The 20419-nt window shown below is 41.6% G+C and carries 18 protein-coding genes, 1 tRNA gene and 1 riboswitch; of the genes, 10 read left to right on the top strand and 9 right to left on the bottom strand.

All coding sequences use genetic code 11. The features are described from left to right. Nucleotides 1-2: 2 nt before the first annotated feature. The 3 genes from N6A79_RS01785 to N6A79_RS01775 form a co-directional block, all read right to left on the bottom strand. Complete coding sequence (locus N6A79_RS01785) at nt 3-887, bottom strand: LysR family transcriptional regulator (RefSeq protein ID WP_182418633.1); 885 nt, start codon at nt 885-887, stop codon at nt 3-5. Nucleotides 888-1072: 185 nt separating this feature from the next. After that, nucleotides 1073-2155 (bottom strand): Ldh family oxidoreductase, encoded by a 1083-nt coding sequence (locus N6A79_RS01780; RefSeq protein ID WP_262079656.1) that lies wholly within the window; start codon nt 2153-2155, stop codon nt 1073-1075. A 2-nt stretch (nt 2156-2157) separates the two neighbouring features. Further along, nucleotides 2158-3693, bottom strand: a complete 1536-nt coding sequence (locus tag N6A79_RS01775) for a DASS family sodium-coupled anion symporter (RefSeq protein WP_268546735.1) — start codon at nt 3691-3693, stop codon at nt 2158-2160. Nucleotides 3694-4165: 472 nt separating this feature from the next. On the opposite strand from N6A79_RS01775, the gene N6A79_RS01770 reads away from it, so the two are divergent. After that, nucleotides 4166-4240: transfer RNA gene (locus tag N6A79_RS01770), tRNA-Glu, on the top strand. Between the two features lie 251 nt (nt 4241-4491). Next, nucleotides 4492-5826, top strand: coding sequence for a L,D-transpeptidase (locus N6A79_RS01765; protein WP_268546734.1), 1335 nt, complete (start codon nt 4492-4494; stop codon nt 5824-5826). Between the two features lie 125 nt (nt 5827-5951). Here the strand turns inward: N6A79_RS01765 and mnhG are convergent, their stop codons facing one another. The 6 genes from mnhG to N6A79_RS01735 are packed head-to-tail and all read right to left on the bottom strand — an operon-like array spanning nt 5952 to nt 12074. Beyond that, nucleotides 5952-6404 carry a monovalent cation/H(+) antiporter subunit G gene (gene mnhG / locus N6A79_RS01760; RefSeq protein WP_268546733.1) on the bottom strand — a complete coding sequence of 151 codons (453 nt, stop codon included), beginning with the start codon at nt 6402-6404 and terminating at the stop codon, nt 5952-5954. After that, on the bottom strand, nt 6401-6682 hold the full coding sequence (locus N6A79_RS01755) for a K+/H+ antiporter subunit F (protein ID WP_182418628.1): 282 nt from the start codon (nt 6680-6682) through the stop codon (nt 6401-6403). The genes mnhG and N6A79_RS01755 overlap by 4 nt, the downstream gene beginning before the upstream one ends. Next, nucleotides 6679-7182, bottom strand: a complete 504-nt coding sequence (locus tag N6A79_RS01750; protein ID WP_246708108.1) for a Na+/H+ antiporter subunit E — start codon at nt 7180-7182, stop codon at nt 6679-6681. The genes N6A79_RS01755 and N6A79_RS01750 overlap by 4 nt, the downstream gene beginning before the upstream one ends. After that, entirely contained in the window at nt 7179-8801 is a 1623-nt protein-coding gene (locus tag N6A79_RS01745; RefSeq protein ID WP_262079651.1) for a monovalent cation/H+ antiporter subunit D, read from the bottom strand. Before N6A79_RS01745 ends, N6A79_RS01750 begins: the two co-directional genes overlap by 4 nt. Continuing rightward, a complete protein-coding gene (locus tag N6A79_RS01740; protein WP_182418626.1) occupies nt 8801-9142 on the bottom strand; it encodes a Na+/H+ antiporter subunit C in 342 nt (113 codons plus the stop codon). The genes N6A79_RS01745 and N6A79_RS01740 overlap by 1 nt, the downstream gene beginning before the upstream one ends. A 1-nt stretch (nt 9143) precedes the next feature. Beyond that, nucleotides 9144-12074 carry a monovalent cation/H+ antiporter subunit A gene (locus tag N6A79_RS01735; protein ID WP_268547525.1) on the bottom strand — a complete coding sequence of 977 codons (2931 nt, stop codon included), beginning with the start codon at nt 12072-12074 and terminating at the stop codon, nt 9144-9146. 497 nt (nt 12075-12571) lie between these two features. Between N6A79_RS01735 and N6A79_RS01730 the strand changes: the two genes are divergently transcribed. From N6A79_RS01730 to N6A79_RS01695, 8 genes are all read left to right on the top strand, one after another. Then, nucleotides 12572-13198: a TetR/AcrR family transcriptional regulator gene (locus tag N6A79_RS01730; RefSeq protein ID WP_182418625.1), complete on the top strand. Its 627-nt coding sequence runs from the start codon at nt 12572-12574 to the stop codon at nt 13196-13198. A gap of 247 nt (nt 13199-13445) precedes the next feature. Beyond that, nucleotides 13446-13703: riboswitch (cobalamin riboswitch) on the top strand. 50 nt (nt 13704-13753) lie between these two features. Continuing rightward, the gene (locus tag N6A79_RS01725; RefSeq protein WP_268546732.1) at nt 13754-14473 is read left to right on the top strand and encodes an energy-coupling factor ABC transporter permease; all 720 of its coding nucleotides are present in this window, start codon (nt 13754-13756) and stop codon (nt 14471-14473) included. A gap of 127 nt (nt 14474-14600) precedes the next feature. Next, entirely contained in the window at nt 14601-15683 is a 1083-nt protein-coding gene (locus N6A79_RS01720; protein ID WP_268546731.1) for an ABC transporter substrate-binding protein, read from the top strand. Between the two features lie 49 nt (nt 15684-15732). After that, nucleotides 15733-16788 (top strand): ABC transporter substrate-binding protein, encoded by a 1056-nt coding sequence (locus N6A79_RS01715; protein ID WP_268546730.1) that lies wholly within the window; start codon nt 15733-15735, stop codon nt 16786-16788. Between the two features lie 138 nt (nt 16789-16926). Beyond that, entirely contained in the window at nt 16927-17964 is a 1038-nt protein-coding gene (locus tag N6A79_RS01710) for an ABC transporter substrate-binding protein (protein ID WP_182418621.1), read from the top strand. A gap of 151 nt (nt 17965-18115) precedes the next feature. Next, nucleotides 18116-19108, top strand: a complete 993-nt coding sequence (locus N6A79_RS01705; RefSeq protein ID WP_262079644.1) for a FecCD family ABC transporter permease — start codon at nt 18116-18118, stop codon at nt 19106-19108. Further along, nucleotides 19108-19929, top strand: a complete 822-nt coding sequence (locus N6A79_RS01700) for an ABC transporter ATP-binding protein (protein ID WP_182419594.1) — start codon at nt 19108-19110, stop codon at nt 19927-19929. Before N6A79_RS01705 ends, N6A79_RS01700 begins: the two co-directional genes overlap by 1 nt. Then, on the top strand, nt 19930-20367 hold the full coding sequence (locus tag N6A79_RS01695; protein WP_182418620.1) for a pseudoazurin: 438 nt from the start codon (nt 19930-19932) through the stop codon (nt 20365-20367). Nucleotides 20368-20419: the final 52 nt, after the last annotated feature.

Here is a 20419-nt window from a genome sequence, read left to right as displayed (position 1 = left end):
ATTTATGCAGCTTTTAATTTACAAGCGCCAATTTCCATTCCACTTAATTTATCAATAAAAGCCTTAACTAAGCTCAATTCACACGCATCCTTATTATAAAATAGCCATGTATCACGTTCACAATATTTGCCGTTTTTATAAGTTAGCGGTTCATGATAAATTTCTGGTGCCATACCCATCACCGTTGATGGTAAAAACCCATAACCCAATCCATTCCTCACCATTTCAAGGCAGGTATCCAAACGGTCGACATTCATTGAAATACGCGGAGGAATTGAATAATTTTCCACCCACCAGCGATTAATTAATAATTGATTAAGTGGGTCATTTTGATAATCAATCAAATAAAGCTTGTCTAATTCAGAAGCGGAAACTTTGTCCTTATTTGCAAAACACATAACATCCTTATACAGCAAAAGCCGTTCGCCGGAAAAATGATATTCGCCGCGCACAAAGCCCATATGGACGTTATTGCTAACAACAAGCTGCAAAATATCACGGCTCCAGCCCGAAAACACCTGATAGCGTACTTCCGGATATTCTTTTTTAAAACTTTGCAAAATCGGTGGAAGTATAAATTTACTCATGAAATGCGAGGCACCTATGCGCACAGTACCTGATATTGTGCCTTTCATGGTTAGGATATGCTCTTTCACATTGGTCATCTCATTGAGCATGAATGAGGCTTTTTTGGCTAAATATTCACCTTCTGCGGTAAATTGAATGCCCCGCTTATTTCTAATAACCAGCGTGGTGTTAAAATAAGATTCCATATTTCGAAGTCGGATAGAAAGAGCCGGCTGGGTCATAAAGAGCCTATCTGCAGCACGCGTAATAGACTTAATTTCATATAGAACTTTTAGCAGTTCCCAATCACGTTCATTCATAATATCATTCCAACGAATTATCCGTATTTTTGCTGTAAACTAGCATCTTTGGCTTATTTCATATCTCTATTTTAAATAGAAATTTAAATTTAATTATAAAGCCTAAATTAAAAATACTTCTTTGAGTGAAAGAAGACCCTGTCGGCCGATGGGAGGATTACCGACAGGGTAGCAATTGTTTAAAGTCAAACAATTGCGTTTTGTTCATTTTCCTGCTGTATTGCGGGTAATGATATTCCTAAGTTACCGGCTAATTCGGCTAATATTTGCCAAGATTTTTCTTCAACAGGAATAGTATTGCTGAATTTTAGGCGGGTTTTTGCTTCAACTTCACCAGGATATAAAACGACACTATGAGCATCTTGAGTTGGGCAATCTTTCAAATAAGCAAAAAATGCCTCGGTTTCATGCTCTGCCCAGTCATTTGGAACGAATTTGCCAATATTGATAATAAGAGCAAAGACATTATTGACCGCCATGCCATTTCCATAATGTTCTTTTTCGATGGTGCCACCGCCTGAAAGAATACCGGCGAAAAGCTCCACAGCCAATCCAAGCCCATAACCTTTATGACCACCAAAGGTTAAAAGGTTTCCGGGAGGATTTTGAAACAAGACCCGTGGGTCGTTTGTTGGCTTACCGGTTGCATCAATCATACTACCGGCAGGCGCTTCGCAGCCCTTTTCAGCAAGAACACGTGCTTTATTCAAAGCAATCGCGCCCGTTGCCAAATCAAGCACAAATGGTGGTTTCCCATTTGGCAAAGGCCAAGCATAACACATAGGATTGGTTGTAAGCTTCGCTTTAATACCACCAAAAGGTGCAACTGTAGGCGTGCGTTTAACAATATTACAAAAGGCCAACATCGCCATGCCTGCTTCGCAAGCCATTTCGCCATAATAACCGATACGACCGATATGGTGTCCGTGGCGTAATGTTAAGGCACAGATGCCTTGTTCATGAGCAACATCAATAGCATCCGAAAATGCTATTTTTGCTGCGTGTTGACCAAAACCGAGGTGAGCATCATAACCAAGCAATACACCAGATTTACGATAACAATTAAGCTCACCATCGACTTTAAGTGTTCCTTGATCCAACGCTTTTATATAATTGGGTAAAATCGTTAGACCATGGCTTGCATATCCTACTTGATCGGATGCAATGAGGTGATCGGCAACATTTAAAGCAACCTGATCATTTACACCTTTTGCAAGCAAGATTTCAGATACTAAATTTTTGGCATCAGCTACACCGATGTTAATCATAATTATAACCACCCTAATAGAGGCCAGTAGAACAGAGCCATTAAAAGCATAAGCAGATAGCCAATGATTGTAACGACAATACCCATTTTAGAAAATTCGGTTGGCGTAAATGTTTCTGTTGCCATACACACCATGTTTTGTGGTGCGTTAACAGGAAGGATAAAGCCATAACTCACCACAAAGCCAAGCAACATGCTAAGACCTAATTGGATATCTGGAGTTAAGCTTAAATTGGTGGTTCCGATTGTATGGAACATCACAATCATAATTGGCATGAACAATGATGTTAAGGCTGTCGCACTTGCAAAACCTAAGTGAATAACAATAAGGAATGCCGATAATACGGTAAAGATCATGAAAGGACTTAAAGACGCAAGACCTGCACTTTCAACCACCCAATCACCAAGCCACTTGCCGGCACCAGTATTGAGCAAAGCACTACCTAAGGAAATACCAACACCAAAGACAAGGATAGTACCCCAAGGTGTACGTTTTTGTACTTCTTTCCAACTAATAACGCCAATTCCAGGTAACATCATGATCACAAGACCAACAGTGGTTGATGTTGTTGTATCAATTCTATGCAAGGTACCGCCGCCAGTTGCCCAGAAGAATAAAAGTATGCAAGTAATAGTTAAAAGACGAATTTGAGGACCAGGAATACGACCAAGATCTTTCAACTCTTTTGCAACAGCTTCCTTACCACCAGGAATATTATCAGCTTCAGGTGGCATCATCTTTAAAACGACGAAATAAAGCACAAAAGACATAAGAACTGACCATGGTCCGCCAGCAATAAGCCATTGTCCCCAAGAAACTTGTTGTCCAATGCTTGTTTGCATAAAGCCGACAGTCAAAAGATTTTGAGCTGCAGATGTTTGAATACCTACGTTCCAAACACTTGTTGCCTGCGCAATCAAAATCATAATACCAACGGCAATGCGTGAGCGCTTTTCAACACCATAAGCTGCAATAATACCAGACATAATTGGTACAATACATGCAACACGCGCTGTAGCACTTGGCACAAATAAGCTAAGAATAATGGTAACAACAATAACACCAATAAGAATGCGTTTTGTACTTGTACCAATGACATTTAAAGTAATAAGTGCAATGCGCCGATCTAACCCAGTATAGGTCATAGCTGCAGCAAGGAAAGTTGCACCTGCAACCAGTGCCCAAGCACCATTGGCAAAGCCCGATAAGGCCATACCCATGCCTTTAGATGTTCCAAGCCACTTGGCTGGATCTTCGCTTATAAATTCTTTTGCCGCATCTAGCGTGACTGTGGGCGCTAACCCAACGAGCAAAGCTATTAACGCAACAATTGCGAGGGAACTAACTTCATAGGAAACGGCTTCAGTTAGCCAAACAATTACGGCAAAAGTTAAAATTGCCAACATGCGGTGGCCAGAAGTTGAAAGACCTTCAGGCGTTGGCAGCATCATAATTGCAAATAAAACAAGCAGCCCCGCGAAAAGACCCCAAGGGATTGTAATTTTTTTAGGTTGCGAAACAGCGTCTGCTGTGCCCATGACGCATACTCCTTAATATGATATGCAAATTTTGGGTGCACGACGTCGAACACAAACGAAAAGACGCATGTGCACCAGTGAAGAAAGATCTGAGCGCTGGATCATGGTCTATTGGCAAATGAAGAAATAAAAAATATAAGCTTAATATCTCCAAATGCATAGTATAAAATATACCATGCATTGGAAGTATATTTAACATATACTATCAATGAATCTTGATATGCTTTTTAAACCATTTTAGCTATAAAACATTTTCTTTAAATAAGATAATTTAATTTTATTATGATTAAATATAAAATTAATTTATGGGTGTCTTTGATTTCAATCAAATTATAATTAAATTATATGCTAATATACAAAATTATTTATCGTGTTAAGGACATTGTTCTCATTACCTGATAAAAAGTCATTTTAAAACAAGAAATACGCATTGCCTTTTTAATAAAACAAGCCTATACAGCAAAAATACCGTGCGCCTATCGTCTAGCGGTCAGGACGCCGCCCTCTCACGGCGGTAACAGGGGTTCGATTCCCCTTAGGCGTACCACTTACTCCATTGACAGAAAACCATTGTAAAAACCTTAAAAGCTAAATTTTCAATTGCTAAAGTATGTAAATTGAATTTTTATTAAAATCTGTCTTAATATTTTTTCCCCACGCGACAAATTATTAACCATAATTGCTTATAATAAAGTTTAAGCCGAGGTAGTTTTAGGCGGAACTCCGCCACCTAACTGCTGGAATAGAGATTAATGAATATCTACTGCAGATATTCAAAATGAAGTATGGTTGAAAAATATGACCAAAAAACCTTTAAAGCGACAAAATGAAACGGGATTTTTAGTCCTTAGCGCTAATAAAAGTCGTGCTCTCCTCGTGTCGCTTATTGGATTAAGCGCAATAGCACAAAGCCAATTTGCAACTGCGCAGAACTATTATCCCCCTGCGCCCCAGCCCTATGGCAACCAATATCAACAGCCCGCGCAAGGCTATAATAATGGTTATTATCCGCCTGAGGAAGACCCTTATTATCAACCGCCTGCACAGCAGCAATATCCACAGCAATACCAAAATGTGCCGCGCCCACAATATCGGCCGCAGCCAACGCCGCGCCCTGCTATCGATCCCAATACCACCGCTTCCATAGATGGCCCATCAAATTATCGTCCATCAAATTATCCAAATGGTAGTAGTGAACAAACCTATACCCCGCATAATGTGCCACAAAGTGTTTATGGCGGCTTGCCAGATGCTGATACCCCAGCAATTGAAATGCCCAAAGGCGCGCAAGGTAAAAGACAGATTGCATCATTGCAAGTATTGATGAGTCGCATTGGCGCGTCATCAGGGGTTATCGATGGCGCACCTGGTAGCAATTTTGATAAAGCCGCAGCAGCAGCCAGCCAATTGACCGGGAAATTTATTGACCCCAATAATGGTCATGCAATTGAAGCAGCTTTGCAGGCTACGGGCGGCGCAGCTTTTACAACTTATACAATTACCAATGAGGATGTTGGGCAATTCTATGTTGCATCAATCCCTAATGATTATGCTTTAAAAGCACAACTGCCTTCTATGGCTTACACATCTGTGCTTGAAATGTTGTCTGAACGCTTTCATATTGATGAGCGTTATTTGCAAGAACTTAATCCTGGGGTAAACTTCCGACAACCCGGTGTCGTCATCAATGTCCCTAATTTGCTTTTGCCAAAGCGCAAAGCAGTTTCCTTTATCATTGCCGATAAAGCACGCAAGCAAGTTCGAGGCTATGATGAGGCTGGTAAATTAGTGGTTGCCTATCCATCAACCATCGGGTCATCGGATAATCCATCACCATCAGGCACGGTGGAGGTAAAGCGCATTGCACTTAACCCCAATTACACCTATAACCCGAAAATCAATTTCAAACAGGGTGAAAATAACAAAGTATTGACTATTCCACCCGGCCCTAATGGTCCAGTTGGCACGGTTTGGATTGCACTTTCAAAGCCAACCTATGGTATTCATGGTACGCCTGATCCATCACGCATTGGCAAAACCTCTAGCCATGGCTGTATTCGTTTAACCAATTGGGATGCACAAGAACTTGCAAAATTAATTAAACCAGGTGTTGTTGTCCAATTCGTCGACTAACAGAACAGTGAAATGAAACCAATAAGGGTGCAAATGAATAATCGTTTTGCACCCTTATTTTATAGCAAAATGTTTTGTTTATAGGTCAATTAAAACCTCAAACCGATAATTGATTAAAAGCGATATCAAGAGCTATGATATTCAGGAAATTGCGGACGCTCATCTGCTTTTTCTTCAGCAATGGGTGTAATCTCTGCCGCTTCTTCCTTTGGCGCACGATAAAGATCAAATAATTCGGGCGGCAAATCACGCCAATCATTACTGCGATCGCGGTGAAGAGCGCCGCGTGAAAGCATCATCAAGGTTACCGGCGTAGTAACCACAATAAAAACGGTGATCAGCAATTCATGAATAACCAAGCGACCGCTGGTCATGGTAAAAAACAATATTGACGCAATAATAATGCCACCGACACCCCAAGTGGTACCCAGTGTTGGCATATGCAAGCGATCATAAAAATTTTTAAATCGTATAAGACCAACACAACCGAGCAATGTTAGGCTGCTGCCCAAAACCATAAAAAAGGCAATGAGAAGAGCTGCCCCAATAGGTAAATCTTTTACAAGTTCTTCGCTCATTCTATCACCTCGCCGCGCATCAAAAACTTCGCTAAAGCGATGCTAGAAACAAAACCAAGCATGCCAATAACCAGTGCCGACTCAAAATAAATAGACGTTCCAGTGCGGATACCAAAAAGCAACAACATAATCATGACTGTGACATAAAGCGTGTCTAACCCCATAATACGATCTTGCGCGCGTGGCCCAAATATAAGGCGATATGTTGCTAGTAAAATTGCAAGCCCCACCATGGCTTGGGAAACAAGGAGAGCCCAAAATAAAATATTATAGCTCATATAGTTTCTCCTTGATCAAATATTTTAAGAAGTAGGCTTTCATAACGACTCTTAATAAGGTCGCGCCAATGATCCTCGCTACTAAGATCAAGGACATGCAATAAAAGCTCATTAGAGCGAGTGTCATAAGCGACCCATGCCGTACCCGGCGTTGCCGTTAATACGCACCCCAATACTGCTAATGCGGTACGATCCTTTAATTCAAGTGGTATAATCATAAAACCAGAATTGGCCTTTTTACGTCCACCGGTTAAAATAATCCATGCAACAGCTATGTTAGATTGGGTAATATCTAAAAAAGTTTTCCAAATTAAAAGCGGTACAAAACGCCAGCCTTTTATTTTAATTGGATCTGGTTCCAAACGTGCCATAGCGTGATTGCCAATAAAGGCAACAAAAAGCGATATAATAAACTGCCCCGGGGTAAAACCAGCAAGCGCCATCCACATTAATATCATAGAAACTGCTAGGACAGGAAAAGGGAAAATACGTTTTATCATAATCCACCTGCTCCACTCAATTCATTGACACCGCCAAGCACACTACCAATGTAATTATAGCTATTAAATAAGCTTTCCCCCATAACATCCATATAACGCATCGTTGGGCCAGCAATAATAGTAAGCAGCAGGCAAATTAACAAAAGTCCTGCAATCGGCGCAATTTCAATTACCATCACCCTTGGTACACTGCCCTCTAATGACGCCCAAAATGTTCGAATACCAGCGCGTGTCATGGCGATAAGTGCTGCAACACCCGACAAAATAATAGCCGCAACATAAAGCCAATCACTAAGTCCAACAAAATGTTTGGCTGTTGGCGCTTCTGCGGCATTGAGCTGACCTGAAATCAGCATGATCTTGGCAAGAAATCCTGAAAAAGGTGGCATACCAATAATCAAAATGGCACAAACAGCAAAGCAAGATCCTAGAATAGCAACTGTTGCGGGCAAATAAAGCCCAACCTCGTCTTCTTCTTCCTCTTCCTCATCACCATAAACTTCCATGGTAACGGCAAGAACGTTAGCCGCACTATCTTGTCCACGTTCAATCAACTCAACCAAAAGGAAAAACGCACCAAGTGCAAGTGTTGAGGTGATAAGATAAAAAACCGCAGGACCAATCAAGGCTTCATTACCAGTACCAATGGTGGCAATTAAAGTACCTGAAGAAACTAAAATGCAATAAGATGCAAGCCGAGATAAAGCCTGACTAGCCAATACGCCGAAAATACCAAAAACAATAGTGACAAGACCACCATAAAATAGCACATTATGACCAAAACCATAAACGCTAGAGGCACTTGCGCCAAAAATCAAAATTGATAAACGCAATATAACATAAATGCCAACTTTACTTAAAATAGCAAAGACTGCTGCAACTGGTGCAGGAGCGGCACTATAGGTTGCCGGCAGCCAGAAACTTAATGGCCACATGCCAGCCTTTACCAAAAAGGCTACACCCAAAATAGCAGCGCCTGCTTCAAAAAGCATAAGATCATTCGCGGGAATTGCGGATACTTTGGCAGCAATATCTGCCATATTCAAAGTGCCTGTCACACCATAAATGAGCGCCGCACCTATCAAAAACAAAGACGATGCAAGTAGATTAATGACAATATAATGCAGCCCTGCACGTACACGCCGACTGCCTGAACCATGCAAAGCCAATGCATAAGAAGCGGTTAGCATCACTTCAAAAAATACAAAAAGATTAAAAAGATCGCCAGTTAAAAATGCACCATTGACCCCAGCTAATAAAAACAACATGAGCGAGGGGAAATGCGGCCCTGCTTTATTCCAATGAGTGTAGGAATAAACAAGCGAACCAAGCATAAGGCATGAAGAAAGCAAAAGCAAAACTGCCGAAAGACGATCAAGCACCAAAACAATACCGAAAGGTGCAGCCCAATTGCCAAGCAAATAAACATCAGCACTAGGAGTTATATCCTTAGCCCGCGCAATAAGCGCAATAGCCACCAGTACCAGTAAGCCACTAGTAATAATTGCCGAAAGCAATTTTAACGTATGGCGACGCTCATCAAAAAACAACAGCACTGCCGCGACAGCCAAAGGCAAAATAATTGGTATAATAATGAGGTGATAAAGGGCGTTTCCCATTAATTTGGCTCCCTTCCGTCAACATGGTCAGAGCCGGTCAGCCCACGAGCAACAAGCAATACCACAAGAAAAAGAGCTGTGGTGGCAAAACCAATAACAATCGCGGTTAAAACAAGCGCTTGCGGCACAGGATCCGTAAATTGTGTAGGATCAATGCTACCGGTATTTGATGTGATCGGTGCGGCATTCATCTTTAACCGCCCCATCGAAAAAATAAATATATTTACCGCATAAGACAGAAGTGAAAGACCAATAATCACCTGAAACGTACGTGGACGCAATAAAAGCCAAATGCCAGAACCGCCAAGAATACCAATAGCAAGAGCGAGAATTATCTCCATATTAATTGTCCTCTTTCACAATGGTTTCTTCTTTACGCACGCGGTAGCGGCGTATGGATTGGTGGGCAAGCGCAATCAGCATTAAAACTGTTGCTCCAACAACCAAGGCAAAAACCCCCATATCAAACAATAAAGCAGAAGCAGTTGGCATTTTACCAATAAAGGGAATTTCAAGGTAATTAAAATAGGTGGTCAGGAATGGATAACCGAAAAACCACGAAGCGCCGCCCGTTGCAAGGGCAACACATATACCAAAGCCCATCCAACGTACTGGCAAAATAGTTAAATGATCCTCAACCCAGCGTGTACCAGACGCAAGATATTGCAAGATAAAGCCAATCGCCATGGTAACACCGGCGGCAAAACCACCGCCCGGCAAATCATGGCCGCGCATAAAGATGTAAATGGCGAGACCGATAATCGCAGGAAATAGCCAATGCATGGTTATTTGCGGAATGGTCAAATAATCCTGTAAGGTATCGCCCTCTTCACGCTCTGGTTGGTTGATATCGAACGCGGTTTGAATACGTTGTTGCGAGGGCGATTCAATACTTTCAGAAGCTGGTCGAAACCGGCGTAGAAGTGCAAAAACCGTCAGCGCCACAATACCAAGGACGCATATTTCACCCATTGTATCAAAACCACGGAAATCAACTAGAAGCACATTAACAACATTGGTTCCGCCGCCACCAACATAGGCGTTTTTCAAGAAAAACTCGGCAATAGTATCACCGCCGGCATCTAAAGCGCCCCTTGTCATAATCGCATAGGAAAGCCAAGCCAAACCGCAACCACCAATAATAGCAATTAACAAATCTCGCAAACGGCGAAAGCGTGCCGATAGTCCGGCAGGCATTGGATCTGGATCTTGCCAGCGTTTTGGCAACCAACGTAAGCCCAAAAGCAAAAGAACGGTTGTTACGACTTCCACCAATAATTGGGTTAGTGCTAAATCCGGCGCGGAAAGCCACAAGAAAGTAACGCATGTCATAAGCCCGGCACCACCAACCAACATCAAAGATGCTAAACGGTGAAACTTTGCTTGCCAAGCAGCACAAAGGGCGCATGTACCACCAATAATCCAAAAGATCGCAAAAACAGGATCAATCGTGGTTAGCGGCAAATCACCTGGCATAATACCAATAATGGCAATGGCGGCAAAAACAGCCGCAATCGGCACAAGTATCACCCATCGCACCTGCGTTTGCAAACGGCGTGTACCAAAAAACTGTTCGGCCCAACGCGCCCATTTCCATGAAATGGTAACCAAAACCCGCTCAAATATTCGCTGACCTTTGATATGGCGGAAAAAAGGTGGCCCATCTTCGCAAGAAAGGAAATAACGACGCCCAACAATATAAAGCAATATACCGCCTACAAGGGCAATTAAGCTCATGATAAGCGGCGTATTAAAACCATGCCAAAGAGCAAGACTATAATGAGGTGTCGCACTACCAAGCACAGATTTTACCGCACCTGAAAGGGCTGGCCCAATACTCCAATTAGGTAAAATGCCAACAAGCAGACAAAGCCCTACCAATAACTCTATTGGCAAGCGCATAAAATGGGGTGGCTCATGCGGTTTTTTGGGTAGATCTTGTGGTTTAGGCCCAAAAAATACCCCATGAATAAACCGGACAGAATAGGTAACTGAAAATAGGCTAGCAACGGTCGCAATATAAGGCGTTGCCAGATCAAGCCACGATTCAACATGGGTTTCAATAGCTTCGGCAAAGAACATTTCCTTGGAAAGAAAACCATTTAACAACGGCACGCCTGCCATTGCGGCACTCGCAATAATCGCAAGTGCCGCAGTTATTGGCATATAGCGTGCAAGCCCAGTGAGCTTGCGCATATCACGCGTGCCAGTTTCATGGTCTATAATACCTGCCGCCATAAACAAAGATGCTTTAAAAGTCGCATGATTAGCCATATGGAAAATCGCAGCAACACAAGCAAGCGGACTGCCAAGGCTTAATAATGTAGTGATAAGTCCTAAGTGACTAATGGTTGAATAAGCAAGAAGCCCTTTAAGGTCCTGCTGAAACATAGCAAAATAAGCGCCAAGAAATAAAGTGGTGAGCCCAGATAGACCAACAATCCAAAACCATGCGTCAGTGCCGGCAAGCACTGGCCACAGCCGCACCAATAAGAAAACCCCTGCCTTGACCATGGTTGCCGAATGCAAATAGGCTGATACGGGGGTTGGCGCGGCCATAGCATTTGGCAACCAAAAATGAAATGGAAATTGCGCACTTTTGGTAAGCGCACCCAAAAGAATAAGGATAAGGGCTGGCAAATAAAGTGGACTTGAGCGAATAATATCACCAGACTTTAGCACCACATCAAGATCATAACTACCAACAATATGCCCCAATAAAAGCATACCAACCAAAAGGGCAAAACCGCCAAGGCCAGTAACCGTTAAGGCCATACGCGCGCCATCACGGGCGCTAGCATTATGATACCAATACCCAATCAGCAAAAACGAGAAAATACTGGTTAATTCCCAAAAAATCACCAGCATGATGATATTGCCAGATAAAACAATACCGGTCATTGCCCCCATAAAGGCAAGGAAAAAAGAAAAGAAGCGTGGTACTGGATCAGCAGGATCCATATAATAACGCGCATAAATTACAACCAATAGACCAATACCATTGATCATCAGCAAGAACAGCCAAGCAAGACCATCCATCCGCAAAATAATATTGATTCCCCATTGTGGCAACCAATCTATTTGTAAGCGTACCGCGTCACCATTCATAATCGAGGGATAAAGCATGATAGTGAGCAACAGACCAAAAAGCGCAACAGAGCCTGCAAACCACGCTTCATTATTCTTAGCGGTGGAGCGAAAAAAGCCAATTATTGCACTGCCTATGAAGGGGAGCAGGATTAGTAAAACCAGCATCGCTTCCCTTGTTGTCACCATTATATCAACCCCATTACTACAAGCGACAAAGCGCTATCCCATCATGTAAACCCTAATTGCTGCCATTTGGCATCAGCATGCTATACCAGAAGAAAGTTATGATTTTTTTAAAAACAAAATTTTCAAAATTATTTCACACTTACGTAAATTGGCAAAAAAATTAACAAATAAAACCCTATAGCTTAAGTGCGAATCTAAAATTTTGCAATTCACGATAATAAATCTGGTTTTACAAAACCTATTCTAAACAAAAAATACAGCCGATTGGTGAATATTTTAAGGAAAAAGCGATATATTTTTTGCCTGTGGATAAAATAGTTCTAAAAACATGATAGTGTCATGACAAAGGTGATACATTAGACCATATGCATTAAATTTAGTTACCAAACCAACTGAGCTCCATCATGAAGCATTTCGTTGAAACACAACAAATTTATCGCAATACACTCTTCCCAACTTGCAATTGATGCTTAATTATGATATGAACCTCGTTCATGGCTAAAGAAAAAATTGCTAAAACGACATTAAAAAGAGAACAGCAACGCATCGCCCTTATTGACGCGGCGGAGCGAGCTATTGCCGCTAAGGGATTGAACGGTTTTAAAGCGCGTGAGCTTGCCGATGAAATCGGCGTTGGTCTTGGACAAATCTATAATCTAGTTACTGATCTTGATGAGCTATTATTACGCGTTAGCTCAAAAACATTGGTGCGGCTTGAAACCGCAATAGAGGCTGAATTTAATGATGAACAGCCGCAAACGGCTGAAGATATGCTGATTGTAACGGCGCGCGCCTACCATCATTTTGCCCGTGATAATTATAACTTATGGCGCACATTATTTGACCATCAATTACCGCAAGATAAGCCTGTTCCTGATTGGGTTTCTCATGAAAGATTAAGGCCTTTTCAAGTGGTTGATAAGCCGCTTGGTGAATTGATGAAGGGCGCAGATAGTGAAGAAGTGAAGCTCTTTTCACAAACCATATTTTCCGGCATTCACGGCCTTGTATCCATTAGTCTTGACAGCAGAGATGTTGGCGTTCCCCCTGCCTTACTAGATAAGCAGATTGGTAAATTTATTAAAATCATCTGCCGTGGTTTAAAAAAGAAAAGCAAATAAACAACTTGTTCAATAATGCACCGATCATTGCCATTGATCATTCACAGCAATGATCGGTGCCATTTTAAATTGATATGTTAGCCTCTAACAACCAATACACCAATTACAAAATCTGACTTTTTACAGCTAAACTTTTGATCGCAATTTATCGGCAAGAAATATTCATAAAAATTTTTCTTTACAACAGTTATGTTATACCATAACAATAGCGTTACATCTTTTTGATTGACGTTATTATACGAAATAGTTAACCTAGCTGAGACGGTTCCCCGAATGATGGACTTCATAGGGGACTAATAGGGAACATGGGACGGGTTAACTTTATAAAGGACCCAAGCCATGGCTGCCCCCGCAACTGTAAGCGGTAGATAACAAATATGATGCAGTAAAAACTGCAAACCACTGTTTAGGATTAGCTTTAAATTAAGCCAATCCAATGAATGGGAAGGTTGTTTGTTATCGCCATTCCGCAAGCCAGGAGACCTGCCGTCAATCATCAGGCGTTTCGCCTTTTGCTCAATTATTTTTGCACGGTGGGTGCAGGAAGGCATAAAAATGCATATTGAACCGGGCGTCGTTTCCGGCGCTAAAATTATTTTGAGCTATGCAACAGCATTTGCAGCTCTTGGTATTACAGCCAAATTGGCATTAAAGACAATTTTTCCTCAAAAAACCTCTGATAGCTTTCATCAAAAAAGCAAAGATGGCGGTATCATATCTCTTTTGGCGCGCAGCCTCATTACCACTGCCCTTGTTTTTACTTTTTTTGAAATCTTCCCCCATCATCCAGTGGGCGTTTCAGAAGTTCATCTTATCCTTGGATCAACATTGTTTTTAATTTTTGGCGTCGCTCCAACAGCGATAGGACTAACTTTAGGTCTCCTCTTACAAGGGTTATTTTTTGCACCCTTTGATCTCCCCCAATATGGTATGAATGTCACAACGCTGCTCATGCCGCTTTTTGCTATGGCGTGGCTTGCCAATAAAATCATTCCACAAAATACCGCCTACAAAGATGTAAGTTATAAACAAGCCTTAGCTTTATCGACCAGTTATCAAGGTGGTATTGTTGCTTGGGTGGCGTTTTGGGCATTTTACGGCGAAGGCTTTAGTAGCGAGACAGCAGTTAATATTGGCAGTTTTGCCATTGCTTATATGAGCGTTGTCTTGGTGGAACCACTCATTGATCTTGGGGTATTATTCATCGCTAAAAGCCTGCATAAATTATCAAATTCCCCCTTTATTCAGCAACGGCTTTACCAAGCAATCAATTAAAAGCCCAAAACTTTTCCAATTAGCCGGAGTGTAAATCGCCTTGATTTACCTCCCTTTTAAAATTGCGGCGTTTCACTGCGGTTTTATATGCGGCTATTTCTTCATTTTAAAATCTTACGGAAAACCTATGCTAATCCCGACATCTTCTTTTTTTCAAAAAGTTTTAACATTGTCTTCGCTGGTTATTTTACCGCTTATCGTATTAAATAACACGGCAGAGGCTGCCTCTACTCAATATCCACTAAAACTTAATAATTGCGGCCGAGTTATAGAATTTAAAAAGAAGCCGCAAAATGTGGTTTCGGTTGGTCAAACCAGCACAGAAATTCTCTACCTTTTAGGCCTTAGTGACAAGGTTAAAGGCACGGCCTTATGGTTTGAGCCTGTCATGCCTGAATTTAAAGATATTGATGCACAAATTAAACGTCTTGCTGATAATGAACCAAGCTTTGAATCTGTAGTTGCCCAAAAGCCAGATATGATTGCCAATCAATATGAATGGACAATTGGCCCAGTTGGTGCAACTGCAACCTATAGCCAATTTGATGATCTAACCATTCCTGTTTACACATCGCCCGCAGATTGCGAGGGGAAGGATAATCTTGCCGGCAATGATGGTTTACGCACTACCCCCTTTGACATGGACATTATCTATAAAGAAATCCATGAATTATCCCAAATTTTTGACGTGGAAGAGCGTGGTGATAAAGTCATTGAAACATTAAAGGCACGAGAAAAAGTCGCAATTGAAAAGGCAAAATCCCTTAATATCAAAGATATTTCTGGAATTATGTGGTTTTCAAGTTCCACACTGCAAGCAGATCCCTTCATTGGTGGACGTCTTGGCGCACCTGCCTATATATTTAAAACTCTTAATATAAAAAATATTGCTCAATCGGATTTCGATTGGCCAACCATGGGTTGGGAAACAATTGCCAAGGATAATCCAACAGTTTTGGTAATTGCCGATATGCAGCGCAAACGCTTTCCCGCCGATCATGCCGATGTAAAAATTAACTTCTTACAAGGTGATCCAGTTACCAAGCTGATGAGTGCGGTTAAAGACCAGCGCATCATAACCATAAACGCTCAAGCAATGAATGGTTCAATCCATACCATTGACGGTATTGAACAGCTCGCTGACGCACTTATCAAGATACAAGAAAATCAAATGAGCGGGGCAAAGATAGCGCCCAATAACCTCCATTAAAAATGTAAACCAATTTTAATATTGTCTTTCTCGACAAGGAAAATATCCTATGTTAGCAACTTTAAAAGACTATTTACCCAAAGCTACTTTTGCCGCCATCTCACTATTAGGCTTAAGCCTTACATCAGCGCAAAGTGCTGAACAAAGCGCTTATCCTTTAAAAATTAATAATTGCGGCCGCGTCTTGGAATTTCAAAAACCACCAGAAAGTGTTGTTTCTGTTGGTCAAAATAGCACCGAAATCCTTTATCTCTTAGGTCTTGGTGACAAGATAAAAGGCACAGCTCTTTGGTTTCAACCAGTCATGACAGAATTTAAGGAGCAAAATGATAAGGTTGAGCGCCTTTCAAATGATGTGCCAAGTTATGAAGCGATCATCAGTAAAAAGCCCGACCTTATTGCCAACCAATTTGAGTGGGTGATTGGGCCGGTTGGTGCAGCCGCCGGTTACGACCAATTTGAAGAAATAAATATTCCAGTTTACACCTCGCCTGCGGATTGCGAAAGCAAGGATAATTTAGCCGGTAGCGATGGCTTGCGCAGTAAGCCCTTTAATATGACGATGATCTATCAAGAAATTGATGATTTAGCACGTATTTTTAATGTTGAACCACGCGGCCAAAAACTGATTGCTGAATTAAAGGATCGTGAACAAGCGGCAATTAGCCGCAAAAAGGCTTTACCATCGCAAAAATTATCCGGTTTCATGTGGTATTCAAGTCCAGCAATGGAAATGGAACCCTATGTTGCAGGACAATTGGGGGCACCTGGTTATATGTTTAAAACCCTTGGTATTGATAATATCATCAAGTCCGATTTTGACTGGCCAAATGTTGGTTGGGAAACCATTGTAAAAGCAGACCCATCAATTATCGTCATTGCCAAAATGCAGCGCCGCCGTTTTCCTGCCGATGATATCAAGGTCAAGGAAGAATTTTTACAAAATGATCCAGTCGCAAGCCTCATGTCTGCAGCAAAGCAACATCATATCATCGAACTTGATGTGCAAGCGATGAATGGTACTATTCATACAATTAAGGGCATTGAAGCTTTAGCGGATGCCATTAGTAAAATGAATATAACTGCAAGCAATTTAAAAGAGTAATATTGATGAATTATGTATCCCGTAACATTGTCACAAGAAAATTAGAAGAATTATAAGCTAGATATTCTTCATTGACAGCCAATTTGAAACGTGAGTAATAAGTTCACATTATTGTGAAAACCCATTCAGGATTATATCATGTTCAATTTAAAGTTCGGAAATTTGGTTAAGGCAAGCACTGCAATTGCTGCCTGCCTTTTTGCAACAGTTTCGTTTGCGCAAGCTGAAAAAACCCAATACCCGTTAACAATTAACAATTGCGGACGGGTTCTTACCTTTGATAAAGCACCGCAAAGTGTCGTTTCTGCAGGTCAAAACAGCACAGAGATTTTATATCTTCTTGGTCTTTCTGATAAGGTGAAGGCAACCGCACTTTGGTTTAACCCAGTTTTGCCTGAATTTACCGAAGTAAACAGCAAGATTGAGCGTCTTGCTGACAATGTTCCAAGCTTTGAATCAGTTGTTAATAAAAAGCCTGACCTTGTTGCTAGCCAATATGAGTGGCTTGTTGGCCCTGTTGGTACCATTGGCACTTATGAGCAATTTAACGAGGTGAAGATTCCTGTTTACAATTCACCTGCTGATTGCGATGGCAAGGATAACTCAGCCGGTAGTGATGGTCTTCGTAGCACACCGTTTGAAATGGCTTTGATCTATAAAGAAATCGACGAATTATCAAAAATTTTCGACGTGCAAGATCGCGGACAAGAAGTAATCAATAGCTTAAAAGCTCGCGAAAAAGCAGCAATTGAAAAAGTAAAAGGCCTACCAAAAGATAAAATTTCTGGTTTTATGTGGTATTCAAGCATGGAATTAGAAATGGATCCTTATGTTGCAGGTACAAAGGGCGCACCAAACTATATGTTTGAAGTTTTTGGCATTAAAAACATTATTGCTTCAGAACATGAATGGCCAATGGTTGGTTGGGAAACAATCGTTAAATCTAACCCAACAATTATCGTTGCTGCAACCATGGAACGCCGCCGTTTTCCTGCCGATGATATCAAGGTCAAGGAAGAGTTTTTACAAAAAGATCCTGTTGCAAGCTTGATGGATGCTGCTAAAAACAAACATATCATTGAGCTTGATGTGCAAGCTATGAATGGTTCAATCCATACAATTGAAGGCATTGAAATCATTGCTGACGCTTTGGAAAAATTCAACCTTGATAAATAATAAAACTAGCACATTTGCCTTTAAAGCAAATGAAATAATTTAACAAATATAATCTCTTATATACTCCGCACTGTATAATTAAAGCAATTGCGGAGTATATAGTAATGGGCTGGTCGAAATAATGTCATATAACTTCCGATTGAAACCGCTTATGTTTACTTTTATTGCAATTATACTCATTAGCTTGGCTCTTATGATGGGGGCAGCAATCGGCGAAACGACCATTCCCTTTCAAACGGTTTATGAGACTATTGCTTTAAAACTATTTAATGCGAAAGTGGATATAAGCGCTATTGATGCAGGTATAATCTGGCATTATCGTTTGAGCCGCGCGGTGGTTGGCGCCTGTTGCGGTGCAAGCCTTGCGCTATGTGGCGTGGTGTTACAATCCATATTGAGAAATCCACTTGCTGATCCTTATTTGTTGGGTATTTCTGCAGGCGCCTCAACTGGTGCTGTTTGCGTTATGATTATGGGAACAGGCTTGGGGGTAATTTCCATGTCAGGCGGCGCCTTTATTGGCGCTTTGGTTGCTTTTGTCTGTGTTGCCCTTCTTGCCTTTCGCATTGGCCGCAGTGCAGCAGCGGTTATTCTTGCCGGTATTGCCGGTGCCCAATTTTTTAACGCTCTCACCGCTTTTATCGTTACACGCGGCGCCGATGCTGAACAGGCACGCGGCATTATGTTCTGGTTGATGGGTAATCTATCCACTGTACGTTGGGTAGATGTGTCAATCGCCTTTCCAGTAACGATTATCGGTTTTGTTATCTGCCTATTTTTTGCACGCGCGCTTGATGCCTTTGCCTTTGGCACCGATTCCGCCGCATCGCTTGGTATCCCAGTGCGCTGGGTATGCGGCATTTTAATCACTTGCTGCGCTTTAATGACCGCAGTCATGGTAAGCCTTGTTGGTGCTATCGGCTTTGTTGGCCTTGTTATTCCCCATGCAGCACGTGCACTTGTTGGTACACGCCACCAAAGGCTTATTCCCGTATCAGCCGTTATAGGCGCAATATTTTTAATTGCTGCTGACATTGTTTCACGTATCATTGTACCGGGGCAAGTTCTACCAATCGGCGTTATAACTGCCTTGGTCGGCGCGCCAATATTTGCGTTTATTCTCGTTACCAAGAAAGAGATGTAATCATGTTAAGAGCTGAAAATCTTTTTTGGAGTGTTGGTGACAAAACAATTATCAACAATGTTTCGCTACAGGCAAAGCCTGGCCATTTTTTAGGGATTATTGGTCCCAATGGTTCGGGGAAAAGTTCGCTCATGTCGCTGCTGACGGGGATTAGAAAGCCTTCTCAAGGCAGCGTTTTCCTTAACAATAAGCCATTAAATTCTTTAAAACGCATCGAAATTGCCCGATGCCTTGCTTTTATTGAACAACATGCCGATACAGGCGAGCGTATCAGTGTGCGCCAAGCTGCTGAACTTGGTCGCACACCTTATCTATCAGTATTATCACCTTTTTCCCAAAAAGATCATGACATTGTTAATGAAGCGCTTACCAAAACAGATATGCTCAAAATGGCGGATCGTATTTGGCAAACTTTGTCGGGGGGTGAAAAACAACGCGTGCATTTTTCACGCGCACTTGCTCAACAGCCTGAAATATTGCTTCTTGATGAACCAACTAACCATCTTGACATTCATCACCAAATGGCACTTTTAAGCCTTGTCCGTAATCAAGGTTTAACAATCATTGCCGCCCTTCATGACCTTAATCATGCAGCGATGTTTTGTGACGAAATTGCTGTGCTTGATCAAGGAAAAATATTTGCACAAGGCAGCCCGAAAGAAGTAATGACAGAGGAAACTATTCGTCAAATATTCAAGGTTGAAGTTGAAATCATGACGCGCAAATGCGGCAATTTGAACATTAGCTATATTGCACCACAAAAAATCAAGAAAATGCCTTTAGAAACAGGCGCATCACAAACAATAAGGAATTGTGCTTAAATGTTACGTGTTTTATTGGCCATTATCGGCCTTATGTTCCTTTCAGCTCCGGTTATGGCTGAAACTTTTGAGGTAAAAATGCTTAATCGTGGCGATAAGGGGCCAATGGTTTTTGAGCCAGATTATCTTAAAATTAAGCCTGGTGACAAGGTTATCTTCAAGGCAACCCATCGCTCGCATAATGCCGCGTCAATTAAAGAAATGATGCCAGAAGGCGCAACACCTTTTATGGGCAAAATTGATGAAGAACGCGAAATTACTTTTGACGTACCTGGTTTTTACGGCATTAAATGTACACCGCATTATGCCATGGGCATGATCATGATGATTAAGGTAGGCGAAGCTACCATGCCAGATGCTTACCGCGAAGTAAAACAACCAGGCGTTGCACGCAAGCGTTTCGATGAAATATTTGAGCGTATTGACGCTGGCGAATAAGTTTTAATTTAGGGCATTTTACATAACTAGTAAAATGCCCTATTTTTTGTAA

This window comes from Bartonella sp. HY761 (assembly GCF_026743145.1).
Lineage (GTDB): Bacteria > Pseudomonadota > Alphaproteobacteria > Rhizobiales > Rhizobiaceae > HY038.
The sequence above is the reverse complement of the archived record's forward strand: the minus strand, read 5'-3'. Positions and strand labels throughout refer to the sequence as shown.